At 29.7% G+C, this 23828-nt stretch carries 23 protein-coding genes and 1 pseudogene; 20 read left to right on the forward strand and 4 right to left on the reverse strand.

Annotated elements, in window-relative coordinates; genetic code table 11:
* Positions 1–9: 9 nt before the first annotated feature.
* Positions 10–1224 carry a DUF2920 family protein gene (locus FBE87_RS06705; RefSeq protein ID WP_100626341.1) on the reverse strand — a complete coding sequence of 405 codons (1215 nt, stop codon included), beginning with the start codon at positions 1222–1224 and terminating at the stop codon, positions 10–12.
* 78 nt (positions 1225–1302) lie between these two features.
* On the opposite strand from FBE87_RS06705, the gene pseF reads away from it, so the two are divergent.
* The 3 genes from pseF to pseH are packed head-to-tail and all read left to right on the forward strand — an operon-like array spanning position 1303 to position 3279.
* A complete protein-coding gene (gene pseF, locus FBE87_RS06710) occupies positions 1303–2001 on the forward strand; it encodes a pseudaminic acid cytidylyltransferase (protein ID WP_100621840.1) in 699 nt (232 codons plus the stop codon).
* A complete protein-coding gene (pseG, locus tag FBE87_RS06715; protein WP_002790573.1) occupies positions 1985–2809 on the forward strand; it encodes a UDP-2,4-diacetamido-2,4,6-trideoxy-beta-L-altropyranose hydrolase in 825 nt (274 codons plus the stop codon). Before pseF ends, pseG begins: the two co-directional genes overlap by 17 nt.
* Positions 2806–3279, forward strand: a complete 474-nt coding sequence (gene pseH, locus FBE87_RS06720; RefSeq protein ID WP_002856326.1) for a UDP-4-amino-4,6-dideoxy-N-acetyl-beta-L-altrosamine N-acetyltransferase — start codon at positions 2806–2808, stop codon at positions 3277–3279. Before pseG ends, pseH begins: the two co-directional genes overlap by 4 nt.
* On the opposite strand, the gene wbuZ is transcribed toward pseH, so the two are convergent.
* Genes wbuZ through pseA form a run of 3 tightly spaced genes read right to left on the reverse strand, consistent with a single transcriptional unit; the run spans position 3244 to position 5729 of the window.
* Entirely contained in the window at positions 3244–3990 is a 747-nt protein-coding gene (gene wbuZ / locus FBE87_RS06725; protein ID WP_025399157.1) for a glycosyl amidation-associated protein WbuZ, read from the reverse strand. The two genes, pseH and wbuZ, sit on opposite strands and share 36 nt — an antisense overlap.
* A complete protein-coding gene (gene hisH, locus FBE87_RS06730; RefSeq protein ID WP_100626344.1) occupies positions 3991–4596 on the reverse strand; it encodes an imidazole glycerol phosphate synthase subunit HisH in 606 nt (201 codons plus the stop codon).
* Positions 4593–5729 (reverse strand): pseudaminic acid biosynthesis protein PseA, encoded by a 1137-nt coding sequence (gene pseA, locus FBE87_RS06735; RefSeq protein ID WP_100626340.1) that lies wholly within the window; start codon positions 5727–5729, stop codon positions 4593–4595. Before pseA ends, hisH begins: the two co-directional genes overlap by 4 nt.
* Positions 5730–5984: 255 nt before the next feature.
* On the opposite strand from pseA, the gene pseI reads away from it, so the two are divergent.
* From pseI to FBE87_RS06815, 17 genes and pseudogenes are all read left to right on the forward strand, one after another.
* Complete coding sequence (pseI, locus tag FBE87_RS06740; RefSeq protein ID WP_100626339.1) at positions 5985–7016, forward strand: pseudaminic acid synthase; 1032 nt, start codon at positions 5985–5987, stop codon at positions 7014–7016.
* The gene (locus tag FBE87_RS06745) at positions 7013–8959 is read left to right on the forward strand and encodes a motility associated factor glycosyltransferase family protein (RefSeq protein ID WP_168977238.1); all 1947 of its coding nucleotides are present in this window, start codon (positions 7013–7015) and stop codon (positions 8957–8959) included. The genes pseI and FBE87_RS06745 overlap by 4 nt, the downstream gene beginning before the upstream one ends.
* Positions 8956–9927 carry a 4,6-dehydratase LegB gene (legB, locus tag FBE87_RS06750; RefSeq protein ID WP_100621856.1) on the forward strand — a complete coding sequence of 324 codons (972 nt, stop codon included), beginning with the start codon at positions 8956–8958 and terminating at the stop codon, positions 9925–9927. Before FBE87_RS06745 ends, legB begins: the two co-directional genes overlap by 4 nt.
* Positions 9920–11074 (forward strand): aminotransferase LegC, encoded by a 1155-nt coding sequence (legC, locus tag FBE87_RS06755; RefSeq protein ID WP_100626358.1) that lies wholly within the window; start codon positions 9920–9922, stop codon positions 11072–11074. The genes legB and legC overlap by 8 nt, the downstream gene beginning before the upstream one ends.
* Before the next feature lie 109 nt (positions 11075–11183).
* Positions 11184–11726 (forward strand): transferase, encoded by a 543-nt coding sequence (locus tag FBE87_RS06760; RefSeq protein ID WP_002815677.1) that lies wholly within the window; start codon positions 11184–11186, stop codon positions 11724–11726.
* Between the two features lie 72 nt (positions 11727–11798).
* Positions 11799–12119 carry a 3-hydroxyacyl-CoA dehydrogenase NAD-binding domain-containing protein gene (locus FBE87_RS09130; protein ID WP_002858316.1) on the forward strand — a complete coding sequence of 107 codons (321 nt, stop codon included), beginning with the start codon at positions 11799–11801 and terminating at the stop codon, positions 12117–12119.
* Positions 12107–12493, forward strand: a complete 387-nt coding sequence (locus tag FBE87_RS09135) for a hypothetical protein (RefSeq protein WP_002782233.1) — start codon at positions 12107–12109, stop codon at positions 12491–12493. The genes FBE87_RS09130 and FBE87_RS09135 overlap by 13 nt, the downstream gene beginning before the upstream one ends.
* A 116-nt stretch (positions 12494–12609) precedes the next feature.
* A complete protein-coding gene (locus FBE87_RS06770; protein ID WP_002782235.1) occupies positions 12610–13731 on the forward strand; it encodes an N-acetyl sugar amidotransferase in 1122 nt (373 codons plus the stop codon).
* Between the two features lie 17 nt (positions 13732–13748).
* Positions 13749–14424, forward strand: a pseudogene (locus tag FBE87_RS06775) (methyltransferase domain-containing protein).
* 39 nt (positions 14425–14463) lie between these two features.
* Positions 14464–15468, forward strand: a complete 1005-nt coding sequence (gene legI, locus FBE87_RS06780; RefSeq protein ID WP_002864265.1) for a N,N'-diacetyllegionaminate synthase — start codon at positions 14464–14466, stop codon at positions 15466–15468.
* Entirely contained in the window at positions 15461–16615 is a 1155-nt protein-coding gene (gene legG / locus FBE87_RS06785) for a GDP-N,N'-diacetylbacillosamine 2-epimerase (hydrolyzing) (protein ID WP_002858369.1), read from the forward strand. The genes legI and legG overlap by 8 nt, the downstream gene beginning before the upstream one ends.
* 8 nt (positions 16616–16623) lie before the next feature.
* The gene (locus tag FBE87_RS06790) at positions 16624–17649 is read left to right on the forward strand and encodes a nucleotidyltransferase family protein (protein ID WP_002864264.1); all 1026 of its coding nucleotides are present in this window, start codon (positions 16624–16626) and stop codon (positions 17647–17649) included.
* Positions 17646–18551, forward strand: coding sequence for an L-glutamine-D-fructose-6-phosphate isomerase subunit (ptmF, locus tag FBE87_RS06795; protein ID WP_057980187.1), 906 nt, complete (start codon positions 17646–17648; stop codon positions 18549–18551). Before FBE87_RS06790 ends, ptmF begins: the two co-directional genes overlap by 4 nt.
* A complete protein-coding gene (legF, locus tag FBE87_RS06800) occupies positions 18544–19251 on the forward strand; it encodes a CMP-N,N'-diacetyllegionaminic acid synthase (RefSeq protein ID WP_002789698.1) in 708 nt (235 codons plus the stop codon). The genes ptmF and legF overlap by 8 nt, the downstream gene beginning before the upstream one ends.
* Positions 19251–20021, forward strand: coding sequence for a flagellin modification protein PtmA (gene ptmA, locus FBE87_RS06805; RefSeq protein ID WP_002857935.1), 771 nt, complete (start codon positions 19251–19253; stop codon positions 20019–20021). Before legF ends, ptmA begins: the two co-directional genes overlap by 1 nt.
* Positions 20009–21970, forward strand: a complete 1962-nt coding sequence (gene pseD, locus FBE87_RS06810) for a flagellin modification protein PseD (RefSeq protein ID WP_165433175.1) — start codon at positions 20009–20011, stop codon at positions 21968–21970. The genes ptmA and pseD overlap by 13 nt, the downstream gene beginning before the upstream one ends.
* Positions 21967–23826 carry a motility associated factor glycosyltransferase family protein gene (locus FBE87_RS06815; RefSeq protein WP_100626362.1) on the forward strand — a complete coding sequence of 620 codons (1860 nt, stop codon included), beginning with the start codon at positions 21967–21969 and terminating at the stop codon, positions 23824–23826. The genes pseD and FBE87_RS06815 overlap by 4 nt, the downstream gene beginning before the upstream one ends.
* Positions 23827–23828: the final 2 nt, after the last annotated feature.

Genomic DNA, 23828 nt, shown 5'->3' on the forward strand with positions numbered 1-23828 from the left:
TTTTCCTTTTTAATTAATAATCAATTTTAACTGATTTTCTACATCTTTAAAAGTAAACACTTTATTTCCACAAGGATAAGAGATGGAATTTTCTTGCATGAAAGATTTTCTTTTTTGTAGTTTTTCAAGCATTAAAGGAAGTTCTTTTCTAAATAAGGCTTTATCAGTAATCCTCATACCATGATTTAAATCTTTTATAAATCTTCCATCAATCTCACTTTCGTCTTTTATTAAATGTAAAGTGGCGTCATATCCTAGCTCTTTATACGCTAAAAAAAGAGTTTGTTTATCTTTTGCTGTATTAAATGGATCTTTTAAACTATGATAAGATACTAAAATAATATTTTTATTGACACTAGCTTGTATAGTTAAATGGGAAGAATTTAACAAAGAACGAATCATATAATTTTCATTAGTAAAAAAATAAGATAATCTTTCATCTTCTCTAGTCCAGTACGTTTTAATAAACATGCCTACCAATTTATTTAAATCACTAAAAAAAAATTCGGGTCTACTTAAATCTTTTCCTATTATACATTCCAATAATGGCAAAACAGTTCCTGAATTATCAATCACGCCATCCACATACCAAGGAGCTATCTTTGCTATGAGCAAGGCTAAGTATCCTCCATAAGACCCCCCCCCATAAATTTTTGGTAAATCTGCAAATTCTGGAAAACGTTTAACCAAATCTTTTAAAGCATTGATATGATCAATAGCTGCCATAATGCCAAAATTTTGATAATCTCCATTAGGCGGGATAAAAGTTGAAGTAAATTTCGCTTGATAATTTTGCGCTAATTTTCCTTGTGATTTTAAAGTAATAATATGCTGAATAAGCAATTCATAATACTTGGTAGAATTTTTACAATCAAGATTCTGTGGATTAATGCCAAAATCTAACAAAATCTTAGATAGACTTAACAAATCCTCCTCCATGAAGCTAATAGAAGCACTATACTTTTTATTATTTGATATTCTTGCACAAAAACAATGATAAAAAACATGTACCACTACAACATCAAAATTTTTAGCAATATATTCCCTATCAAAATCTAAAAAAGAAATATTTGCATTAGCTCCATAACCTCCTATGACAAAAACTATGGCTTTGATATCTTTTTCATCATCATAGCTAATGCGGTATTCAAGTTTGCTAGTTCTTTTTATATTTAATTCTACATCATCACAAGAATCAATTTCAAAGGTTTGGTTTATAAGCAATTTTAAGCCTTTTATTGTATTTTAAAGACAATTATACTTAAATTTTAGTAAAATAAAACACAAAAACAAGGCTTAACTATGAAAAATCTTTGCATAATCCCTGCTCGTGGTGGATCAAAAAGAATTCCTAGAAAAAATATCATTGATTTTCTAGGTAAACCTTTAATCTCTTATAACATAGAAAATGCTTTAAATTCAGGTATTTTTGATGAAGTGGTGCTTTCAAGCGATGATGAAGAAATCATAGAAGTAGCCTTAAAATACGGTGCAAAAGCTCCTTTTGTGCGTGATAAAAATTTAAGCGATGATTATGCTTCAAGCACTGCTGTAGTGCAAAATGCCATAGAAATTTTACAAAGCCAAAATCAAATTTATGATCATGTCTGCTGCCTTTATGCTACTGCTCCTTTGTTAAATAAAGACATTTTAAAACAAGCCTATGAAAAATTTATACAAAATCAAAGCAAGTTTTTATTTGCTGCTACTGAGTTTGAGTATCCTATACAAAGGGCATTTTATCTAAATGAAAACAATCAAGTTTATATGTTTGATGAAAAACATTATAAAAGTCGTTCACAAGATCTAACAAAAGCTTATCATGATGCAGGAGCTTTTTATTTTGGTACAAGCAAAGCTTGGCTTGAGGAAGATTTTATATTTAAACCTCATTCTAGCGTGTTTGTATTGCCAAGAAATTTAGTTTGCGATATAGACACCATACAAGATTTGGAATTTGCAAAAATACTTTATAAGGTAAATCATGAAAGTGCTTTTTAGAAGCGATAGCTCCAGTCAAATAGGCTTTGGACACATTAAACGTGATCTAGTCTTAGCTAAACAATATAGCGATGTAAGTTTTGCTTGTTTGCCTTTAGAAGGCTCTTTGATCGATGAAATTCCTTATCCTGTTTATGAGCTTGATAGTGAAAGCATTTACGAACTTATCAATCTCATCAAAGAAGAAAAATTTGAACTTCTTATCATTGATCACTATGGCATCAGCGTAGATGATGAAAAACTGATCAAGCTTGAAACAGGGGTGAAAATTCTAAGCTTTGATGATGAAATAAAGCCTCATCATTGTGATATTTTACTCAATGTCAATGCCTATGCAAAAGCAAGTGATTATGAAGGTTTAGTGCCTTTTAAATGCGAAGTAAGATGTGGTTTTTCTTATGCTTTAATCAGGGAAGAATTTTATCAAGAGGCCAAAGAAAATAGAGAAAAAAAATATGATTTTTTCATTTGCATGGGTGGAACTGATATAAAAAACCTTTCTTTACAAATTGCTAGCGAATTACCTAAAACAAAAATCATCAGCATTGCAACCAGCTCTTCTAATCCTAATCTTAAAAAATTGCAAAAATTTGCAAAATTACATAACAATATTAGATTATTTATCGATCATGAAAATATTGCAAAATTGATGAATGAAAGCAATAAACTCATCATTAGTGCAAGTTCTTTAGTCAATGAAGCCTTGCTTTTAAAGGCAAATTTCAAAGCTATTTGTTATGTTAAAAATCAAGAATCTACAGCAACTTGGCTTGCTAAAAAAGGGTATGAAGTGGAGTATAAGTATTGATAAAACTTAAAAATTTCACAAAACTTAATTCTCAAGAAATAGAGCTGATTTTTAAATGGCGCAATCACCCCGATATCAATCAATTTATGAAAACAAAATATATTGATTTTGAAGAACATTTAAGATTTTTAAAAAAATTACATCAAGATTCTAGCAAAAAATATTTTTTAGTTTTTCAAGATGAACAGATTATCGGCGTAATTGATTTTGTCAATATCACAACTAAATCTTGCGAATTTGGACTTTACGCAAAACCTAATTTAAAAGGCGTAGGACAAATTTTAATGAATGAAATTATAAAATACGCTTTTGAAAACTTAAAAGTAAATACTCTTAAAGCTTATGTTTTCAAAGACAATCGTAAAGCTTTAAAATTATATCAACAAAATCATTTTACTATTTATGATGAAGATAAAGATTTTTACCATATTTGCCTAAAGCAATCTGACTGCAAAGCCTTGCCTAGCTAATTCTTCTTTTACATCTTTAGGGGTATACTTAGAAAAATGAAAAATATAAGCACCCGCTAAAGCATCAGCACCTAAATTTAAAGCCTCAACTCCATCACTTGGATTGCTAAGTCCTCCATTGATAATAAGAGGAATTTTAAGTTTATTTTGAAAGATCTTTAAAAGTTCTAAATCATAACCCTTTGCCTTCCCTTCAAAATCTACAGAAGTCAAAAGAAGCTCTCCAGCTCCTTTTTTTTCATATTCTAAAGCAAGTTCTAAAGGACTTTTTTCGAGTAATTTTCCCCTGTCATAAACACAAAATTGCCCTCCTTTTCTTTTAACATCTATAGAACAAACTATACATTGAGAACCAAAACGATTAGCCGCTTTACTTATAAAATCCATATCTTCTAAGGCCTTAGAATTGATAGAAATTTTATCCGCACCTAAATTTAAAATCTTTTGTATATCTTCAAGAGTTTTTATCCCGCCACCTATAGTTAAAGGCATAAAACATTCTTTAGCAAGATCTTCTATACTTTCAAAATCTATTTCTCCACTTTTTGAAGCATCTATATCTAAGATAATAAGCTCATCAACATTGCGTGCATTATAAATTCTCATTGTTGAAGTTAAATGCCCTATAGTGCGAAAATCTTTAAATTCTATACTTTTAACAAGTTGTCCGTTTTTTAACAAAACACAAGGGATAATTCTAGTTTTTAACATTTAAAGCCTTATAAAATTTTCTAAAAGTTTTAAGCCTAAATTTTGACTTTTTTCGGGGTGAAATTGTGTAGCAAAAATATGATCTTTTTGTAAAGATGCAACAAATTTATGTCCGTATTGTGCTTTAGCACTTACAAACTCATCTTTGCATTTTACATAAAAAGAATGCACAAAATAAAAATCACTCTTATTATCTATGCCTTGATACAAAGGATCTTGTTTTAAAATTTCAAGCTCATTCCAACCCATATGTGGGATTTTTAAATTTAAATCCTCTTCAAATTTGACTATTTCACCTTCTATAAAACCAAGTCCTTCGCAAACTCCACCTTCATAACCCCTTTCTAAAAAAAGTTGCATTCCTAAACAAATGCCTAAAATAGGTTTTTTTTGTACTAAAACTTGCTCTTTTAAAACTTCTATAAAACCAAGTTCTTTTAAATTTTTCATCGCTTCTTTAAAAGATCCCACTCCAGGTAAAAGCAATTTATCTGCTTTTTGCAAATCTTTTGGATTTTTAGCTATGAAATTTATAGCTCCTATTTTTTCAAAAGCCTTTGCAACAGAGTTTAAATTTCCCGCCTTGTAATCAATGAGCGCTATCATTTTAAAACACACTCGTCTTTTCTTACCAAAGAACCATCATAATCTCTTATAAATTTACCATTTTCATCACGTTTAAAAATTTTTTTATTGGTAAAAGAATCTACTATTTTTTGAAATTCTTCCTCGCTAAAACCACTGAATTCAAGGTATTTTTTAATAGCCTTTTTAGGGGGCTTACCATCGTATTTTTGTACCAAACGCACCCCTTCTTCACGGCTGATATAACCTAAACGAATATCCAAACAAGCATTATCTGTTGCTCTACCAAAGCCGTATTTGCAGTATTTTAAATAATCATGCACATGATTAGAATAACAATCTAAATTTTCAAAATTTTCATAAGTAGTCTCAACAGGATGATCTAGAGTTAAAAAACCATATTTTTTAGAGATTTCAAGAATTTTTTTATAATCCCATTTAAAATAATACCCTAAAAATAGCCCAGTAACCCCTACTCTTTGAAGTTCTTCATCACTTGGATAAGTATATAAAAACAAATCTTTTTCAGTGATACCATTTACCCCAAGCATATCAGAAGCACGATTTCCTAAAAGCCCGCCAAATTCTTCAAGCCACTCTCTGCCTAAAATATTCTTATTTTTACTACTCGCAGGACCGCCATACTCTATCTGCGGACTTTCTCCCCAGATGATCAAAGGCACTCCAAAATTTACCGCTATGCGTGGAACAGAAGTAAAAATTCCCAAATGGTTTTGCCACTCATTATCCCCTGTTCTTATAAAAGCTTCACGGGCAAGTTTTTGATAAACTTTTGGATCACGCTTGATATGGATCAAATCCACGCCAAGATGATTTAAATTGTCTAAATTTTTGCGCCCTATTTTCGTAGGTACGCTAGGCTCAAAACACACACACAAAGGATTAAGTCCAAGTTCAAGCATTTTAACCACTTGAAAAGTAGAATCTTTTCCACCACTTACTCCGATAACACAATCATAAACAGGATGTTTTTTGTATTTTTTTACAAGCTCAAAAAATTCTTTTTCTCTTTCTTGCCAATTAATATTTTGATTTTTAGCTTCTTGAGAACGACAAGCATCACAAACTCCCTCTTCATCAAAATGTAAATCAGGCTTAGTATCTGGCATCACGCATTTTTTACAAAATTTCATAAATTTCCTTTAATTAGTCTTAAATATATATCGTTATAATTAAATTTTATTTTATGATTTTATATATTTATATTATATAAAAATTAAAAAATGAATGAATTCTATAATTTAAATCCATATGACATTTTTTGAATGAAACCAAGCAAAATCATAACAAAGTCGTAATATTTATATAATATAAATATATAAATTGAAGAAATATATAATATAATTATATATCATTTTAGTCAGGAAATTTACCAAAGAAAGAAAAGTATGCAAATAGGAAATTTTAATACCGATGAAAAAGTTTTTATCATCGCAGAACTTAGCGCCAATCACGCAGGAAGTCTTGAGATGGCACTTCAAAGTATAAAAGCTGCCAAAGAAGCAGGTGCTGATGCGATAAAAATTCAAACTTACACTCCAGATAGCATGACTCTAAATAGCAACAAAGAAGATTTTATTATTAAGGGTGGGCTTTGGGATAAAAGAAAACTTTATGAGCTTTACGAAAGCGCAAAAACTCCTTATGAATGGCATTCTCAAATCTTTGAAACCGCACAAAATGAAGGCATACTTTGTTTTTCAAGTCCTTTTGCCAAAGAAGATTTAGAATTTCTAAAACGCTTTGATCCCATCGCCTATAAAATCGCCTCTTTTGAAGCCAATGATGAAAATTTCGTGCGTTTAATCGCCAAAGAAAACAAACCTACCATCGTTTCAACGGGCATTGCTACAGAAGAAGAACTTTTTAAAATCTGTGAAATTTTTAAAGAAGAAAAAAATCCTGATTTAATCTTTTTAAAATGCACTTCAGCTTATCCTACTGCCATAGAAGATATGAATTTAAAAGGCATAGCAAGTTTAAAAGAAAAATTTAATGTTGAAGTGGGACTAAGTGATCATAGCTTTGGTTTTTTAGCCCCTGTTATGGCAGTAGCACTTGGAGCTAGAGTGATAGAAAAGCATTTTATGTTAGACAAAAACATAGAAAGCGAAGACAGTAAATTTAGTCTTGATTTTGATGAATTTAAAGCTATGATAGATGCAGTAAGACAGGCTGAAAGTGCTTTAGGTGATGGTAAGTTAGACTTAGATGAAAAAGCTCTTAAAAACCGTGTTTTTGCAAGAAGCTTATATGCAAGTAAGGATATCAAAAAAGGTGAAATTTTCAGCGAAGAAAATGTAAAATCCGTGCGTCCTTCTTTTGGACTACACCCTAAATTTTATCAAGAACTTTTAGGAAAAAAAGCTAGCAAAGATATAGAATTTGGCGATGCTTTAAAACAAGGAGATTTCCAATGACCTTCACCCCTACTCAAAAAGAACTCTTTAACAAAAACATTGAGGCTTTAAGTAATATTCTTTTAAAAGAAAGTTTAAAAGAAATTAAATCAAGTAAATTTGAACTTATCTTAGGTAAAGATAATCTAGATATCAATTTAAAAGATACAAGTATAAAAAATAATGGGGGGGGGTATAATGAAAATTTACTTTATCAAGATCCCATTAAAGAATTGCAAACTATGCTAAACACCTATAATGACAAATACCTACTTTATCCTGTATTGTATTTTTATGGTTTTGGAAATGGAATTTTATTTAAAGCTTTATTGCAAAATAAAAATCATCAACATATTGTTGTTTTTGAAAAAGATATAGAAATCATTTGGATAATGTTTCATATCTTAGATTTTTCAAGTGAATTGCAAAGTGCAAGATTGATGGTTTTGGAAAATGATAAATTACAAGCTCAAGATTATACTGAACTTTGTTCTTCTAAACCTTTCTTTCAATTTTCTAGAATTTATTTTTTAGAACTGATGAGTCATTATTATGAAAGATTTCATGAAGATATTTTAGGATTGAATAAAAAATTAGCAGAAAATTTTAAAAATTCTATTGTTTCTCATGGCAATGATCCCCTTGATGCTCTTCAAGGCATAGAACAATTTGTTTATAATCTTCCTCAAATGATTACCCATCCTAGTTATAAAGAATTGCTTTCTAAAAGAAAAAATTTAAGTGATACAGCTATCATTGTTTCTACAGGACCATCTCTTACTAAACAACTTCCTTTATTAAAAAAGTATGCTAGTAAAGCTACGATTTTTTGTGCGGATTCTTCTTATCCTATTTTAGCTAAGCATGATATCAAGCCTGATTATGTTTGTATGCTAGAAAGAACTGAAATTACTGCTGAGTTTTTTAATCATGATTTTGGGGAATTTGATAAGGATATTGTATTTGTTTGCGCAGGGGTTGTTCATCCAAAGGCGATTGAATATTTAAAAAATAAAACTTTTATCATAACTCAAAAAGTTCTTGCCTTTCCATATTATATAAATCTTAAAAATTTTTGCTATGCTGCTGTAGGATTTAGTGTTGCACATACATTATCTTATCTAGCAACTCATCTAAATCATAAAAACATCATTTTTATAGGACAGGATTTAGCTTATGCTGAAAATGGCAATTCTCATCCTGATGATTATCAAAATTCAGCTAATTATGAAAGTCAAATGTATGAACATATTTTAACTATAGCTTATGGAGGCAACGGAAAAGTTGAAACTCATAGTATATGGCTTTTATTTAAAAATTGGTTTGAAAATGAAATGATTCCAAATACTAGAAAAATGGGTATCACCACCTACAACTGTACCGAAGGTGGAGCAAGGATAGAAGGAACCATAGAAAAACCTTTTCTATGGGCTTGTGAGAATTTACTTGATAAAGATTTAAATAAACCTTTTGAAAAATTAGAACCTTTAAGTTTAAATAAACAAAATGAGTTTTTACTTAAGGCTTATTATAAAGTTTATCAAAGTATTAAACATTGTAGAGATTTTAGTAAAATACTCAGCAATGATTTTAACAATATACAAAATATATATTTAAATTTAAACAAAAAAGAAAATGATTTAAACTTGGCTATTAGAAAAATAGATGAATTTAAAAATAAATTAGAAAATATCAAACAAATGCAAGATTTATATGAAATTTTACAACCTCTGCGTACTCAATTTGAACTTAATCTTGCTAGAATTTATGTTTTAAATCCTAAAACCAAAGAAGATGCTTTTAATAAAAGTATTCTTTGGATAAAAGAACATTTAGAATTTATGGAATTAGTTTATGGACATATTAAAGCACAAGAAAATGCTTTGATTAAAAATATACTTCCTTTAGAAGAAAAACTTAAAGAAAGAAAATTAGATAAATGGATGGAAAGGGTGAGAAGGTGAGAAATATTTTAGTTACAGGTGCTGATGGTTTTATAGGTTCTCATCTTTGTGAAAGTTTGGTCAAAAAAGGTTTTAAAGTTAGAGCTTTAAGTCAGTATAATTCTTTTAATTTTTGGGGATATTTAGAAAAAAGTCCTTTTTTAAAAGACATGGAAGTTATAAGTGGAGATTTAAGAGACAGTTTTTTTTGCGAAAAAATCACCAAAAATATAGATGTGATCTTTCATCTTGGCGCTTTAATCGCTATCCCCTACTCCTACACAGCCCCACAAAGCTATGTGGATACCAATGTCAATGGCACTTTAAATATGCTCGAAGCAGCTAAAAAAAACGAGATTTCACATTTTATCCACACCTCAACAAGCGAAGTTTATGGCACAGCCTTTTATGTACCTATCGATGAAAAACACCCTTTACAACCTCAAAGCCCTTATTCTGCAAGCAAAATCGCTGCAGATATGATGGCGCTGAGTTATTATAATTCTTTTAATTTAAATGTCAATATTGCACGCCCTTTTAACACCTATGGACCAAGACAAAGCGCAAGGGCTATCATACCTACCATCATCACACAAATTTTAAGTGGAGCAAAGGAAATCAAACTAGGAGATTTAAGCCCTAAAAGGGATTTAAATTTTGTGCTAGATACTTGTGAGGGTTTTATCTCTCTTTTAAATTTAAAACATTTTGGAGAAGTTTATAATATAGGCTCAGGAGTGGAATACTCCATGCAAGAAGTACTTGATCTCATACAAAAAATTTTAGATTCTAAGGTAAAAATCATCCAAGATGAGCAAAGATTGCGTCCTAAAAATAGCGAAGTTTTTAGACTTTGTTGCGATGCAAACAAGCTTAAAAAAGCTACAAATTGGCAAAGCAAAATAAGTCTAGAAGAAGGTTTAAGACAAAGCATAGAGTATTTTAAAGAAAATTTAGAAAATTATAAAAGTGAGCTTTATAATGTTTGAAAAAGAAATTTCTTTTATAAAAAGTCTTTTTAATAAAGAAAATATCGCCCTACATGAGCCTTGCTTTATAGGCAATGAGAAAAAATATCTTTTAGAGTGCATTGATAGCGGTTTTGTTTCAAGCGTGGGAGAATTTGTAACGCGTTTTGAAGAAGCTTTAAAAGAAAAAACCAAAACACGCTTTGTTATCGCTACAAATACAGGCACAGCAGCCCTTCATATCGCTTTACTAGCTAATGATATCGATGAAAACTGCGAAGTCATCACTCAAAGCATAAGCTTTGTCGCTACGGCCAATGCTATCGCTTATACAGGTGCAAAGCCCGTTTTTTTAGATATAGATGAAAACACTCTAAGTTTAAGCCCTAAGGCTTTAGAGCATTTTTTAGAAAATCAAACTTATCAAAAAAATAATCTTAGCTATAACAAAACCACACACAAACTCATCAAAGCTTGTGTTATTATGCACACCTTTGGTTTAAGTGCTCAAATAAAAGCCATCAAAGAGCTTTGTGAAAAATACCATATCCTTTTAATCGAAGATGCTGCAGAAGCCTTAGGAAGCACCTATGAAAACAAGACCTTAGGCACTTTTGGAAAATGTGGAATTTTAAGCTTTAATGGCAATAAAATCATCACAGGCGGATGCGGTGGAACGATATTAAGCGACGATGAAAATTTAGCCAAGCTTGCAAGACACCTTAGCACTACAGCTAAAATCCCCCATCCTTGCGAATACGATCATGATAGGATAGCTTATAATTACCGTCTTTGTAATGTAAATGCAGCGATCTTGCTTGCAGGACTTGAAAATTTGGAACTTTTTTTAGAAAATAAAAGAGAACTTGCTAAAATTTACAAAGATTTTTTTAAAAATCACGATAAATGCAAATTTATCGATGAAAAAAGCAACGAAAAAAGCAATTTTTGGCTCAACACCTTGCTTTTTAAGGATGAAAATTTAAGAAATATCTTTTTAGAAGAATGCTTGAAAAATAATATTTTCGTCCGTCCTGTATGGAAAAGCTTACCAAGTTTAAAAGCTTTTCAAAACTGTCAAAGCGATGAGCTTATAAACACTAAAAAATTAGAAAAACGCTTGGTTAATTTACCTAGTAGCGTTAGAATAGCAAATAAAAAGGAATGATGCGTTGCAAAATTTAATTCAAAGCATTAAAAAAATTTAATAAGAAAAAATATGAGAATAGCGGGGGGGGGGGATTTGATTTTTTTACTTCTTCTTTTAGGAGAAGTGCGTGAAAAATGTCATCATCATAGGAGCGGGTGGCTTTACTAGAGAGCTTTATTCTTATTTAAAAGATGCAAATTACGAAATTATAGGCTATATTGATATACAAGAAAATAATTTTTTTGACTTAAAATATCTAGGCAATGAAGATAATTTCGATAAAAAGTTGATTCAAAAAGCATCTTTTGCTTTAGGTGTAGGACAAATCAATTTAAGAAAAAAAATCCTTGTAAAACTTTCAAAAAAATCATGTAATTTTATCACTTTTATACATCCTCAATCTTTTGTTTCAAAAGAAGCTAAAATAGGACAAGGGGTTATAGTGTGTCCTTTTGTAACCATTAATGCTAATTCAAATATAGGAGATTTTGTGCTTTGTAATATTTATTCAAGCATAGCTCATGATTGTAAGGTAGGAGAAGGAAGTATTTTAAGCCCTTATGCTACACTTAATGGAAATTCAAGCATAGGAAAAAATTGTTTTTTAGCTACTAGAGTTAGCCTGTTGCCTTGCGTAAACTTAGAAGATAACTGCATAGTAAGCAGGTAGTATTATTAGCAAAAACTACACATCCAATCAACTTATTTTTCATAAAAATATAATTAAAACAAGGAAAAAACAATGAAAGAAATTAATATCATAGACTTTGGTTTAATGGGTAAGCAAATAAGTGCTTTATTTTATTTATTAGGCTATGAAATAGGTGTTTATAATAAAAGCAAGCTCAATATATACGAATTTGAAAAACAAATAAAACTTCTACAAAGAAAAATAGATTTTTCTAATTTTAACGCCGGAAAAATAAACATTTACCAACATATAGAAGATCTTAAAAATAGCTTGACTATAGAAAGCTTAAATGAAGATTTAAATTTAAAAAAAGAAATCATGCAAATTCTTAGAGATAATAATATAGTTTTTTCGAGAGTATGGATGATTTAAACTGCGATTTTATACATTTTTTCAATACTATTTATATCAAATTAATAGAACTTTGTGGTTCTAATTTAGAACGATTTACCCCATTGAAAGATCTTAAAAAATTAGGATTTCATATCATTTGCAGTAAAGGCAATCGAGGAGCTTTAGCAAATTTACTTTTGTTCAATGAAATTTCATCATTTTTTAAAATTATAGAAAAATACGATTATAATTTCAAAGAATGTCAAACAGTTTATGATTTGCTTTATGAAAAAAGAAATTTGTTAAATATTATCGACACTATAGGCATAGAACTTTGTAATAAAATTTGTAAGAATTTAAAAGAAGATGATGAAAATTTTTACCATCCAAAAATCTTTAAAAAGGCCTTATAAAAAGGAATTTTAGGTAGAAAAATAAAACAAACATAAGTGATATTTTATAAAATAAGCAAATATTAATTTAATATTTTATACAATCTAATATTTTTATTAAATTGAAGGGGTGGGGAATGATTTATTGTGATCACTGCGTGATGCCAAATACTAGACCTGGTATTAATTTTACAAAAGATAAAGAAGGTAAAAATATCTGTTCAGCTTGCATCAATCATAAAAATAAAGAAAATATTGATTATAAAGCAAGGTTTAAAGAGCTTGAAGTCTTATGCGATAAATACCGCAGAATGAATGGAAAATTTGAATATGATTGTGCTATTGCCGTAAGTGGAGGTAAAGATTCGCATTTTCAAGTGCATATCATGAAAGAAAAACTTGGAATGAATCCTATTCTTTTTAGCGTTGAAGATAATTTCACCATGACTGAAGCAGGCAAGAAAAATCTTAAAAATTTAAGTGAAACTTTTGGTTGTCATATCATTAGCTTAAAGCCTGATATCAAAACTCAAAAAAAAGTTATGCTAAAAACCTTTGAAAAATATGGAAAACCTACTTGGTTTATTGATAGACTAATTTACAGCTATCCTTTTGCTATGGCTTTAAAATTTAATACACCTTTATTGGTTTATGGAGAAAATGTTAGTTATGAATATGGAGGTAGTGATACCGAAGAAACTCCTAGCGCTAAAGAAATATTTTTAAATGGTGTAGCTAGTGATTTAAATATAAATGAATTTATAGATGATGAAATCAAAGAAGAAAATTTGCAACTCTTTTTCAATCCAAACAAAGATAAACTCGATAAACTTAACCCTATCTATCTAAGTTATTTTGTAAAATGGAATTCTTATAGCAATTATATTTTTGCTAAAAGTCGTGGTTTTACTGATCTAGAAGGCGAATGGGATAGAACAATGTGTGCAGAAAATTTTGATCAAGTTGATAGTATAGGCTATATCCTACACGCTTGGATGAAATACCCTAAATTTGGTCATGCTTGTGCGAGTGATTACGCAGCTCGTTTCGTGCGTTATGGACTTTTAAGCAGAAAAGAAGCTATTGAACTTGTGCAAAAAAGAGATCATAAGCTTGACAATAAATGCGTTGAAGATTTTTGCAATTTCATAGGTATTAGTAAAACTACATTTTGGAAAATAGTAGAAAAACATTACAATATGGATTTATTTTATAAAAATGATTTTGGAGAATTTAAATTAAAAAACAAATTACAATAAAAATATAAAGGAAAAAAATGCAAAACTCATTAGAAGCTTATACAATGAAATATAATGAAAATGGATACGGATTACTTTTTCCAGATGGTCATGTAGTACGTTTTTATGAAAGAATTTTAAAATACAAACTAAATAAAATAAATGGAAATTTACTTGATTTTGGTTGTGGCAATGGTGTACATTCAGCGTATTTTCAAAGCAAAGGGTTTAAAACTTTTGGAATAGATATAGTTCCAAGTTTAAAAGAAATTTGGGAGCAAAATATTAGCGGGGGGGGGGTATTGTAAAATTATAGAACCAAATTCTAGCATCAAAGGACTTTTTGATGAAAATATGGATATTATCTTTGCAAATCAAAGTCTTTACTACATACCTCTAAAAGAACTTAAACAAAATATTTTAGAATTTTACGAACTTTTGAACACAGGTGGAATACTTTTTGCTACAATGATGAGCAAGAAAAATTATTATTTTTCCCACAGTCAAAAAGAAGAAAAAAATGGCTTGAGTAAAGTTGAAATTAATGGAAGATTAAATGAAACAAGCTTTATACATTTCATCGATAAAGCCGAAGATCTAGAAAATCTTTTTCAACCTTTTGAAACTTTATTTCTAGGAGATTATGATCCTATTAATTTTTATAATTTTGAAGGATCGGCACACCATTATATTTATATAGGTATTAAAAAATAAAATTTTGCCTTTATTTTAAGGCAAAATAAAGGCAAAACTATGAAAAAAACTTTAATCATCGCAGAAGCAGGAGTTAATCACAATGGTGATTTAAATTTAGCTAAAAAGTTAATAGAAATCGCAGCAGATTCAGGAGCTGATTTTGTTAAATTTCAAAGTTTTAAAGCCAAAAACTGTATCAGCACAAAGGCTAAAAAAGCACCCTATCAGCTTAAAACCACGGCTAATGATGAAAGTCAGCTTCAAATGGTGCAAAAACTCGAACTCGATCTTAAAGCTCATAAAGAGCTTATCTTACACGCAAAAAAATGCAATATCGCCTTTCTTTCTACTCCTTTTGATCTTGAAAGTGTAGATCTTTTAAATGAGTTAGGCTTAAAAATCTTTAAAATTCCAAGCGGAGAAATCACCAATCTACCCTATCTTAAAAAAATTGCAAAGCTTAATAAAAAAATCATACTTTCAACAGGCATGGCAAATTTAGGCGAGATAGAAGAAGCTTTAAATGTGCTTTGCAAAAATGGCGCTAAACGCCAAAATATCACTCTTTTACACTGCACTACAGAATACCCTGCCCCTTTTAATGAAGTCAATCTTAAAGCCATGCAAAGCTTAAAAGACGCTTTTAAGCTTGATGTGGGTTATTCTGATCACACAAGGGGTATACACATTTCCCTAGCTGCGGTTGCCTTGGGAGCTTGTGTGATAGAAAAGCATTTTACTCTAGACAAAAATATGTCAGGGCCTGATCATAAAGCAAGCCTAGAACCTCAAGAACTAAAAATGCTTTGTACCCAAATAAGACAAATACAAAAGGCAATGGGTGATGGCATAAAAAAAGCAAGTAAAAGCGAACAAAAAAATATCAACATAGTAAGAAAAAGTTTAGTGGCCAAAAAAGACATCAAAAAAGGAGAAATTTTTAGCGAAGGAAATCTTACTACCAAACGCCCCGCAAATGGTATAAGTGCTATGAGATATGAAGAGTTTTTGGGTAAGATTGCTACTAAAAACTACAAAGAAGATGAGCTTATCCGTGAGTAAAAGAAAAATTTGTATAGTCAGTGCAACAAGGGCTGAATGGTATCTTTTAAGAAATTTATGTCATGAAATTCAAAACGATAAAGATCTAAGCCTTCAAATCATCGCTACAGGAGCACATTTAAGCCCTGAGTTTGGACTCACTTATAAAGAAATAGAAAAAGAATTTAAAATAACTAAAAAAATCCCTATCCTGCTTGCAAACGATGATAAAATAAGCCTTTGTAAAAGTATGAGTTTAGCTTTTAGTGCTTTTAGCGATGCTTTTGAAGACTTAAAACCTGATATGGTGGTGATTTTAGGCGATCGTTATGAAATGCTTAGCGTAGCAAGTGTATGTCTATTGATGCACATACCTTTAGTGCATTTATGTGGCGGGGAGCTTACTTTAGGGGCTATTGATGATAGTATAAGACACAGCATTTCAAAAATGTCACATTTACATTTTGTAAGTCATGAAATTTATAAAAAAAGGCTTTTGCAACTTGGAGAAGAAGAAAAAAGGGTTTTTAATATAGGTTCTTTAGCTTCTACTATCATAAAAAATATGAATTTTTTAAACAAAAAAGATTTAGAAAAAGCCTTAGAAATGAAACTAGATAAAGAACTTTACTTAATCACTTATCATCCTTTAACTTTAAATGTAAAAAATACTCAAAAAGAGATTAAAACCTTACTTAAAAAACTTGACACCCTTAAAAATGCAAGTTTGATTTTTACCAAAGCAAATGCCGATGAAAATGGACTTTTAATCAATGAAATTTTGCAAAATTACTGCCAAAAAAACTCACACAAGGCTAAACTTTTTGATAATCTTGGCTCACAAAAATACCTAAGTCTTATGAAAATAGCCAAGGCCATGATAGGCAATTCTTCAAGTGGTATTAGTGAAAGTCCTTTTTTTAAAACTCCTTGCATTAATATAGGCGATAGACAAAAAGGGCGTTTAAGAACTCAAAATATCATTGATTCCGAAATCAACGATCTTGATCAAGCTTTTGAAAAATTAGAAAGCAAAGAATTTAAACAAAATTTAAAAAATTTTAAAAACCCTTATGATAATGGTAAAAATCCCAATAAAATCATAAAAACTTGCCTAAAAAATGTAAATTTAGATACAATTTTACATAAAAATTTCATCGATTTATAAGGCTTAGTGTGGATATAAACAAACTCAAACTCACCCCTGATTCTAGCATAAAAGAAGCTTTAAAAATAGTCGGGCAAGAACGCGTTAGATTAGGCATTATAGTTGATAAAAAGGATAAATTTTTAGGAGTCATTAGCGATTCAAACATCAGAAAAGCTTTAATTAGTGGCAAAACTTTAAAAGATAGTATCAAAGATATTTACACTAAAAATCCCATCACCATAAAAGAAAACACAAGCAAAGAACAGCTTTTAAAAATTTCTGCTAAAACCGATATTTACGACTTTCCTGTTTTAGATGAAAAAGGGCAAATTCTTTCTATAAAATCTATCTCATCACTTTTAAAAGCCAATCCAAACTCCATTATCATCATGGCTGGAGGCTTAGGCTCTCGCTTAAAAGAGCTGACTAAAGATACTCCAAAACCTATGTTAAAAGTAGGCAAAAAACCCATTTTAGAAAGCATAATCCAAAGACTTAAAAATCAAAATTTTGAAAATTTTATCTTTTGTGTGAATTATAAAAAACAAATCATAGAAGATTATTTTCAAAAAGGGCAAAAATTTGGGGTTAAAATTTCTTATATTAAAGAGCGTAAAAAACTAGGTACAGCAGGGGCTTTAAGCCTTATAAAACAAGAATTTAAAGAAAGTTTTATCGTTATGAATGCAGACATTTTAACCGAGCTGGATTTTAATGCTCTTTTAAAAGCGCATAAAAAATCAAAAGCTTTAATGAGCGTTTGCGTGCGTGAGTTTGAGCAACAAATTCCTTATGGAGTGATCACTCAAAAACAAGGTTTTATAGAAAATATAGAAGAAAAACCTACCCAAAAATTCCTAGTAAGTGCGGGGATTTATGTACTTGAAAATGAAATTTTAAATTTAATTGCTAAAAATGAATACTTAGACATGCCCGAACTCATCAAACTTGTATTGCAAAAAGGCAAGGTAAATACCTATATCATCAACGATTATTGGATTGACATTGGAAGGCCAGATGAGTTTTTAAAAGCCAATGAGGATTTTAAATGAAAGTCTTAATCATAGGCTTTGGAAGCATAGGAAAAAAGCATTTTTTAGCCTTAAAAAATTTAAATCATGAAGTAAGTTTGCTTTCTTTAAGTGCTAAAAAAGAAGAATTTAAAAACACTCCAATTTATCGCTCTTTGAAAGAATGTGATTTAAACGAATTTGATCTTTTTATCATCGCAAATATCACTACGGAGCATTTTAACACCTTAAAAACTTTAGATGAGCTTGTAAAAGATAAAACCATACTCGTAGAAAAACCTTTATTTGAAAAAAGCCAAAATTTCACAAGCTCAAAAAATCACATTTATGTAGCATATTTACAACGTTTTAATCCTGTGATTGTCGCTTTAAAAAGGCTTTTAAAAGGTGAAAAAATTTATTTTGCTAGTTTGGTTTGTAATTCTTATTTGCCCCATTGGAGAGCTTTAGACTACAGGCAAAATTACAGCGCTAAAAAAGAGCTAGGTGGTGGGGTTTTACTCGATCTCTCTCATGAAATCGATCTAGCCTTTTTTCTTTTTAAAGACTTAGAGCTTATGTACTCCCAAAATGCTAAAATTTCAGAGCTTGACATAACAAGCGATGATTTTGCCTTTTTGGCTTTAAAAAATTCACAAGAAGCTAAAATTCATATAGAACTAGACTATTTTGCTAAATTTAACAAAAGAGAAATTATCATCCATACTTTAGAAAAAAGCTTTAAAGCCGATTTGATAAACAATAAAATCGAAATTTATCACAAAAATCAAAGTCAAAAAATCTTAAATTTTGAAAATGATACGATAAAAACCCTTCAAAATTTACATCATGCAGTCTTTGAAAAAGACAAAGAACTTTGCGATCTTAAGCAGGCTTTAAAAGTGCTTGAACTTTGTGATGAAGTAAGGAAAAAAAATGGCTGAAATTTTATGTACTATTTGTGCTAGGGGTGGTAGCAAAGGCGTTAAAAACAAAAATATTAGAAAGATTAACGAACTTGAAATGATAGCTTATAGCATCATACAAGCTCAAAATTCAAAGCTTTTTAAACACATAGTCATAAGTACTGATAGTGATGAAATCGCAAGTGTAGCCCAAAAATATGGCGCTGAAGTTTTTTTCAAAAGAGAAGCTCATCTTGCCAATGATCGGACTGCAAAACTTCCTGTCATGCGTGATGCCTTGCTAAGAAGTGAAGAGCATTTTAAAACGTGTTTTGAAACTCTCATAGACTTAGATGCTTCAGCCCCGCTTCGCTCAAGCCTTGATATAAAAAAAGCTTATGAAAGTTTTGTTGAAAATGATAATTCCAATCTCATCACCGCAGTTCCTGCTAGACGCAATCCTTATTTTAACCTCGTAGAAATACAAAATAACAAGGTAGTAAAATCCAAAGAAGGAAATTTTACCACTCGCCAAAGTGCCCCAAAATGCTATGATATGAACGCTAGTATTTATATCTTTAAAAGGGATTATCTTTTAGAAAATGATAGTGTTTTTGGCAAAAACACAGGGCTTTTTGTAATGGATGAAAGCACAGCTTTTGATATTGATAGCGAGCTTGATTTTAAAATCGTAGAGTTTTTAATCTCTTTAAAAAATTTATCGCCAAAGGATTTTTAATGCTTGAAAATAAAATCATCTTTGTAGCAGGAGCTTGTGGGCGTATAGGTAAAGCGCTTTGCGAAAAAATACTTCTTAGCAAAGGTATCCCTATACTCGCAGATATCAACAAAGAATGCCTAAATAAATTGCAAGAAAATTTAGAAACAAATTTTAAAACAAAACTTTTAAGCTTAGAACTTGATATCACTAAACAAGAAAGCTTACAAACCGCCCTTCAAAAAAGTCAAGAAAGATACGGCAAAATCGATGCTTTTGTTAACTCAAGCTATCCTTTTGGCAAAGATTGGGGTAAAACGCCTTATTATGAACTCAAATACGAACAAATTTGCGAAAGTTTAAATTTACATTTAGCAGGCTTTATGCTAGCCGCTCAAGAATTTGTGAAATTTTTTAAACAACAAGGCTATGGTAATATCATCAATCTTAGCTCCATCATGGGAGTTTATGCGCCAAAATTTGAAAACTATGAAGGCACTTCCATGCAAAGCTCTTTAGAATACAGTGTGATAAAAGCAGGGATTAATCACATGAGCTCTTGGCTAGCTAAAGAGCTTTTTAATCAAAACATACGCGTTAATACTCTAGCAAGCGGAGGAATTTTGGATAATCAAAATGAACTTTTTTTAAAAGCTTATAGAAAATGTTGTGCGAGTAAAGGTATGCTAGATGCAGATGATATATGTGGAACTTTGGTATTTTTACTTAGCGATGAGAGTAAATTTATCACAGGGCAAACTTTAGTGGTAGATGATGGATGGGGCTTATGATGACCTTCACCCCTACTCAAAAAGAACTCTTTAATAAAAACATTGAAGCTTTAAGTAATCTTTTTTTAAAAGAAAGTTTAAAAGAAATTAAATCAAGTAAATTTGAACTTATCTTAGGTAAAGATAATCTAGATATCAATTTAAAAGATACAAGTGATAATACTTTTCTTTATGAAAATGTTATTGATGAATTAAACTCTATGCTAAATACTTATAATGACAAATACCTACTTTATCCTGTATTGTATTTTTATGGTTTTGGAAATGGAATTTTATTTAAAGCTTTATTGCAAAATAAAAATCATCAACATATTGTTGTTTTTGAAAAAGATATAGAAATCATTTGGATAATGTTTCATATCTTAGATTTTTCACATGAATTACAAAGTGCAAGATTGATGATTTTGCAAACAAGTTCTTTGGATATAGAATTGTTTTCTAATTTTTGCTCTAGCAAACCTTTCTTTCAATTTTCTAGAATTTATTTTTTAGAACTGATGAGTCATTATTATGAAAGATTTCATGAGGATGTTTTGGAGTTAAATAAAAAGCTAGTGCAAGATTTTAAAGATTCCATTCTTTCCCATGGCAATGATCCTCTTGATGCTCTTCAAGGTATAGAGCAATTTGTTTATAACTTACCTCAAATGATCACCCATCCTAGTTATAAAGAATTACTTTCTAAAAGAAAGGGTATAAGTGATACAGCTATCATTGTTTCTACAGGACCATCTCTTACTAAACAACTTCCTTTATTAAAAAAGTATGCTAGTAAAGCTACGATTTTTTGTGCGGATTCTTCTTATCCTATTTTAGCTAAACATGGTATAAAACCTGATTATGTGCTTTCTTTGGAAAGGATTCCTTTAACTTCTGAATTTTTTAACAATGATTTTGGGGAATTTGATAAGGATATTTTGTTTGTTCTAAAATCCTATGTCCACCCTCATACTACAAAATATCTTCAAAAAAATAATAGAAATTTTATGCTTGTATCTACATATGCAAGTTTTATAAATTATTTAAAACTTGATGATTTTGGGTATTTTAATATGGGATTTAGTGTAGCTAATATGAATTTTTTACTTGCTATACATTTAAAGCATAAAAATATCGTTTTAATAGGACAAGATTTAGCTTATGCTAAAGATGGACTTTCTCACACTAAAGATTATAGCAATCTTGATAAACATGAAGGACATTTTCAAAGAGATAAAAACAAATATACCACTCAAGCTTACGGAGACAATGGAAAAGTTGAAAGTTCTTTTGTTTGGACTCTTTTTAGACATAATTTTGAACAAGATGTGGCCAATGCAAAAAAAAATTATTATATTACCACCTACAACTGCACCGAAGGTGGAGCAAGGATAGAAGGAACCATAGAAAAACCTTTTTTATGGGCTTGTGAGAATTTACTTGATAAAGATTTAAATAAACCTTTTGAAAAATTAGAACCTTTAAGTTTAAATAAACAAAATGAGTTTTTACTTAAGGCTTATTATAAAGTTTATCAAAGTATTAAACATTGTAGAGATTTTAGTAATAAATTTATTAAAAGCTATGATAAAATAAAAAATTCTTTTATGAGTTTACAAAATTCTCAAAAAAATGAAATTTTTATTCAAGAAATTATTCAAGATATAGATAAAACCAAAACTCAAATAGATGAACTTTGCAATACTCAAAAAGATTTGATACAAATTTTAGGTCCCCTACTAACTCAATTTGAACTTAATCTTGCTAGAATTTATGTTTTAAATCCTAAAACCAAAGAAGATGCTTTTAATAAAAGTATTCTTTGGATAAAAGAACATTTAGAATTTATGGAATTAGTTTATGGGCATATTAAAGCACAAGAAAATGCTTTGATTAAAAATATACTTCCTTTAGAAGAAAAACTTAAAGAAAGAAAATTAGATAAATGGATGGAAAGGGTGAGAAGGTGAAAGAAGAGCTTTTTTTAAAAAATACTCAAGCTTTGTTTGAGGTCGATGAGTTTTTAGCTTGTACACTAAGATCACTTAAATACTTAACTTTTGCACTTATCCAAGATGAAAATGGAATAAATTTTAAAAAAGATGATATTTTTCTTTATGAAAATCCCAATAAAGAGCTTTTAGAAAACCTTACTCTGTTTAAAACCGAATATAACAAATATCCTGTTTTGTTTTTTTATGGCTTTGGAAATGGAATGCTTTATAAAAGTTTATGTGAAAATAAAAATCATCAACATATTATTGTTTTTGAAGACAATCTTGAAATTTTAACTTTAGCTTTTCATTTATTTGATTTTAGCGAAGAATTAAAAAAAGAACAACTAATACTTTTTTATACTCCAAATATTAATACAGCACAACTCACCACACTTTTTACTTATGAAATCATTCAAAAAAGTGTAAAAATTTTTAATCTTTTTATCCATAATGATTTTTATCAACAATTTTATAGCACTCAAATACAAAATATAAATACTCAACTGATAGAAATGATACGATTTATCGTTTTAAACAAAGGCAATGATCCACATGATTCTTTAGTTGGAATCAAACATACCCTAGATAATCTCCCTAAAATGTTAAATCATGGAATTTTTCAAGAATTTCTCAAAGAAAGAAGAGCTAAGGTTGAAAATGCTATCATTGTTTCTACAGGACCAAGTCTTATAAAACAACTTCCTTTGTTAAAAAAATATGCTAATAAAGCTACAATTTTTTGTGCGGATTCTTCTTATCCTATTTTAGCTAAACATGGTATAAAGCCTGATTATGTTTGTATGTTGGAACGTGATGATATAGTTTCTAAATGTTTTGATAATGATTTTGGCGATTTTAACAAAGGCATACTTTTCATACTTGCTTCTGTGGTTCACAAAGAAGTATTAGATTTTTTAGAAAAAGATCAAAGAGCTTATATGCTTGTACATCGCCCTTTAAATTTTGCAGCTAGTTTAAAACTTGATGAATATGGATATCTTGGAGTAGGACACAGTGTTTCCAATATGATCTATGAACTAGCAGGAGCTTTAAGATTTGAAAATATCATTTTTATAGGACAGGATTTAGCTTATGGCGAGGATGGAAGTTCACATCCTAAAGAGCATATACATGGAAGTCAAGGTGAAGAAATCAGAGGAGAAAAATATACACTAGCTTATGGAGGAAAAGGCAAAGTAAGAACACAACTTACTTGGAATTTGTTTCGTCAAGCTTTTGAAAAAGATATATTTTGGGCAAAAGAAAAACTCAATATCACCACCTACAACTGCACCGAAGGTGGAGCAAGAATAGAAGGAACTATAGAAAAACCTTTTTTATGGGCTTGTGAGAATTTACTTGATAAAGATTTAAATAAACCTTTTGATTTTCCAAAATTTCTAGATAAAAAACTAGCCAAAGAAAAATTAGAAAAAACAAAAAAATATCTCCAAAAAAGCATTTTAGAATCCAAAGAATTTATAAAAAAAACCCAAACTCAGCTTCAAAAGCTTAGATACACTTTAGAAAAAAATGACAAGAATTTTCAAACTCTTGAAAAAATCAAAAATGATCTTTTAAATCTTTTTAAAGAATTTAAAAAACTCAAGCTTTTTAATGAACTTTGTCAAGCTATTTATTTTCATAACGAATGCGAAATTTTAAAATTTGAAGTTTTAAACACAAATAAGCAAAAAGAAAATTTAATAGACTTTTTGAAAATACAACACAATTGGTTTATCCAAGGTTTAGGATATCTTGATACTCAAAACAAAATCATAGAAAAAAGTTTAGAAAATTGGAATTTTGACGATATAATCAAAAAATAATT

Origin of the sequence: Campylobacter sp. CFSAN093246 (assembly GCF_012889415.1) — a bacterium.
In the GTDB taxonomy this organism is placed as follows: Bacteria; Campylobacterota; Campylobacteria; order Campylobacterales; family Campylobacteraceae; genus Campylobacter_D; species Campylobacter_D jejuni.

Coding starts and splice junctions, on each gene's coding strand:
- pseF (WP_100621840.1), top strand. CDS start 1,303: ATGAAAAATCTTTGCATAATCCCTGCTCGTGGTGGATCAAAAAGAATT.
- pseG (WP_002790573.1), top strand. CDS start 1,985: ATGAAAGTGCTTTTTAGAAGCGATAGCTCCAGTCAAATAGGCTTTGGA.
- wbuZ (WP_025399157.1), bottom strand. CDS start 3,990: ATGTTAAAAACTAGAATTATCCCTTGTGTTTTGTTAAAAAACGGACAA.
- hisH (WP_100626344.1), bottom strand. CDS start 4,596: ATGATAGCGCTCATTGATTACAAGGCGGGAAATTTAAACTCTGTTGCA.
- pseA (WP_100626340.1), bottom strand. CDS start 5,729: ATGAAATTTTGTAAAAAATGCGTGATGCCAGATACTAAGCCTGATTTA.
- pseI (WP_100626339.1), top strand. CDS start 5,985: ATGCAAATAGGAAATTTTAATACCGATGAAAAAGTTTTTATCATCGCA.
- FBE87_RS06745 (WP_168977238.1), top strand. CDS start 7,013: ATGACCTTCACCCCTACTCAAAAAGAACTCTTTAACAAAAACATTGAG.
- legC (WP_100626358.1), top strand. CDS start 9,920: ATGTTTGAAAAAGAAATTTCTTTTATAAAAAGTCTTTTTAATAAAGAA.
- FBE87_RS09130 (WP_002858316.1), top strand. CDS start 11,799: ATGAAAGAAATTAATATCATAGACTTTGGTTTAATGGGTAAGCAAATA.
- FBE87_RS09135 (WP_002782233.1), top strand. CDS start 12,107: ATGGATGATTTAAACTGCGATTTTATACATTTTTTCAATACTATTTAT.
- FBE87_RS06770 (WP_002782235.1), top strand. CDS start 12,610: ATGATTTATTGTGATCACTGCGTGATGCCAAATACTAGACCTGGTATT.
- legI (WP_002864265.1), top strand. CDS start 14,464: ATGAAAAAAACTTTAATCATCGCAGAAGCAGGAGTTAATCACAATGGT.
- ptmF (WP_057980187.1), top strand. CDS start 17,646: ATGAAAGTCTTAATCATAGGCTTTGGAAGCATAGGAAAAAAGCATTTT.
- legF (WP_002789698.1), top strand. CDS start 18,544: ATGGCTGAAATTTTATGTACTATTTGTGCTAGGGGTGGTAGCAAAGGC.
- ptmA (WP_002857935.1), top strand. CDS start 19,251: ATGCTTGAAAATAAAATCATCTTTGTAGCAGGAGCTTGTGGGCGTATA.
- pseD (WP_165433175.1), top strand. CDS start 20,009: ATGGGGCTTATGATGACCTTCACCCCTACTCAAAAAGAACTCTTTAAT.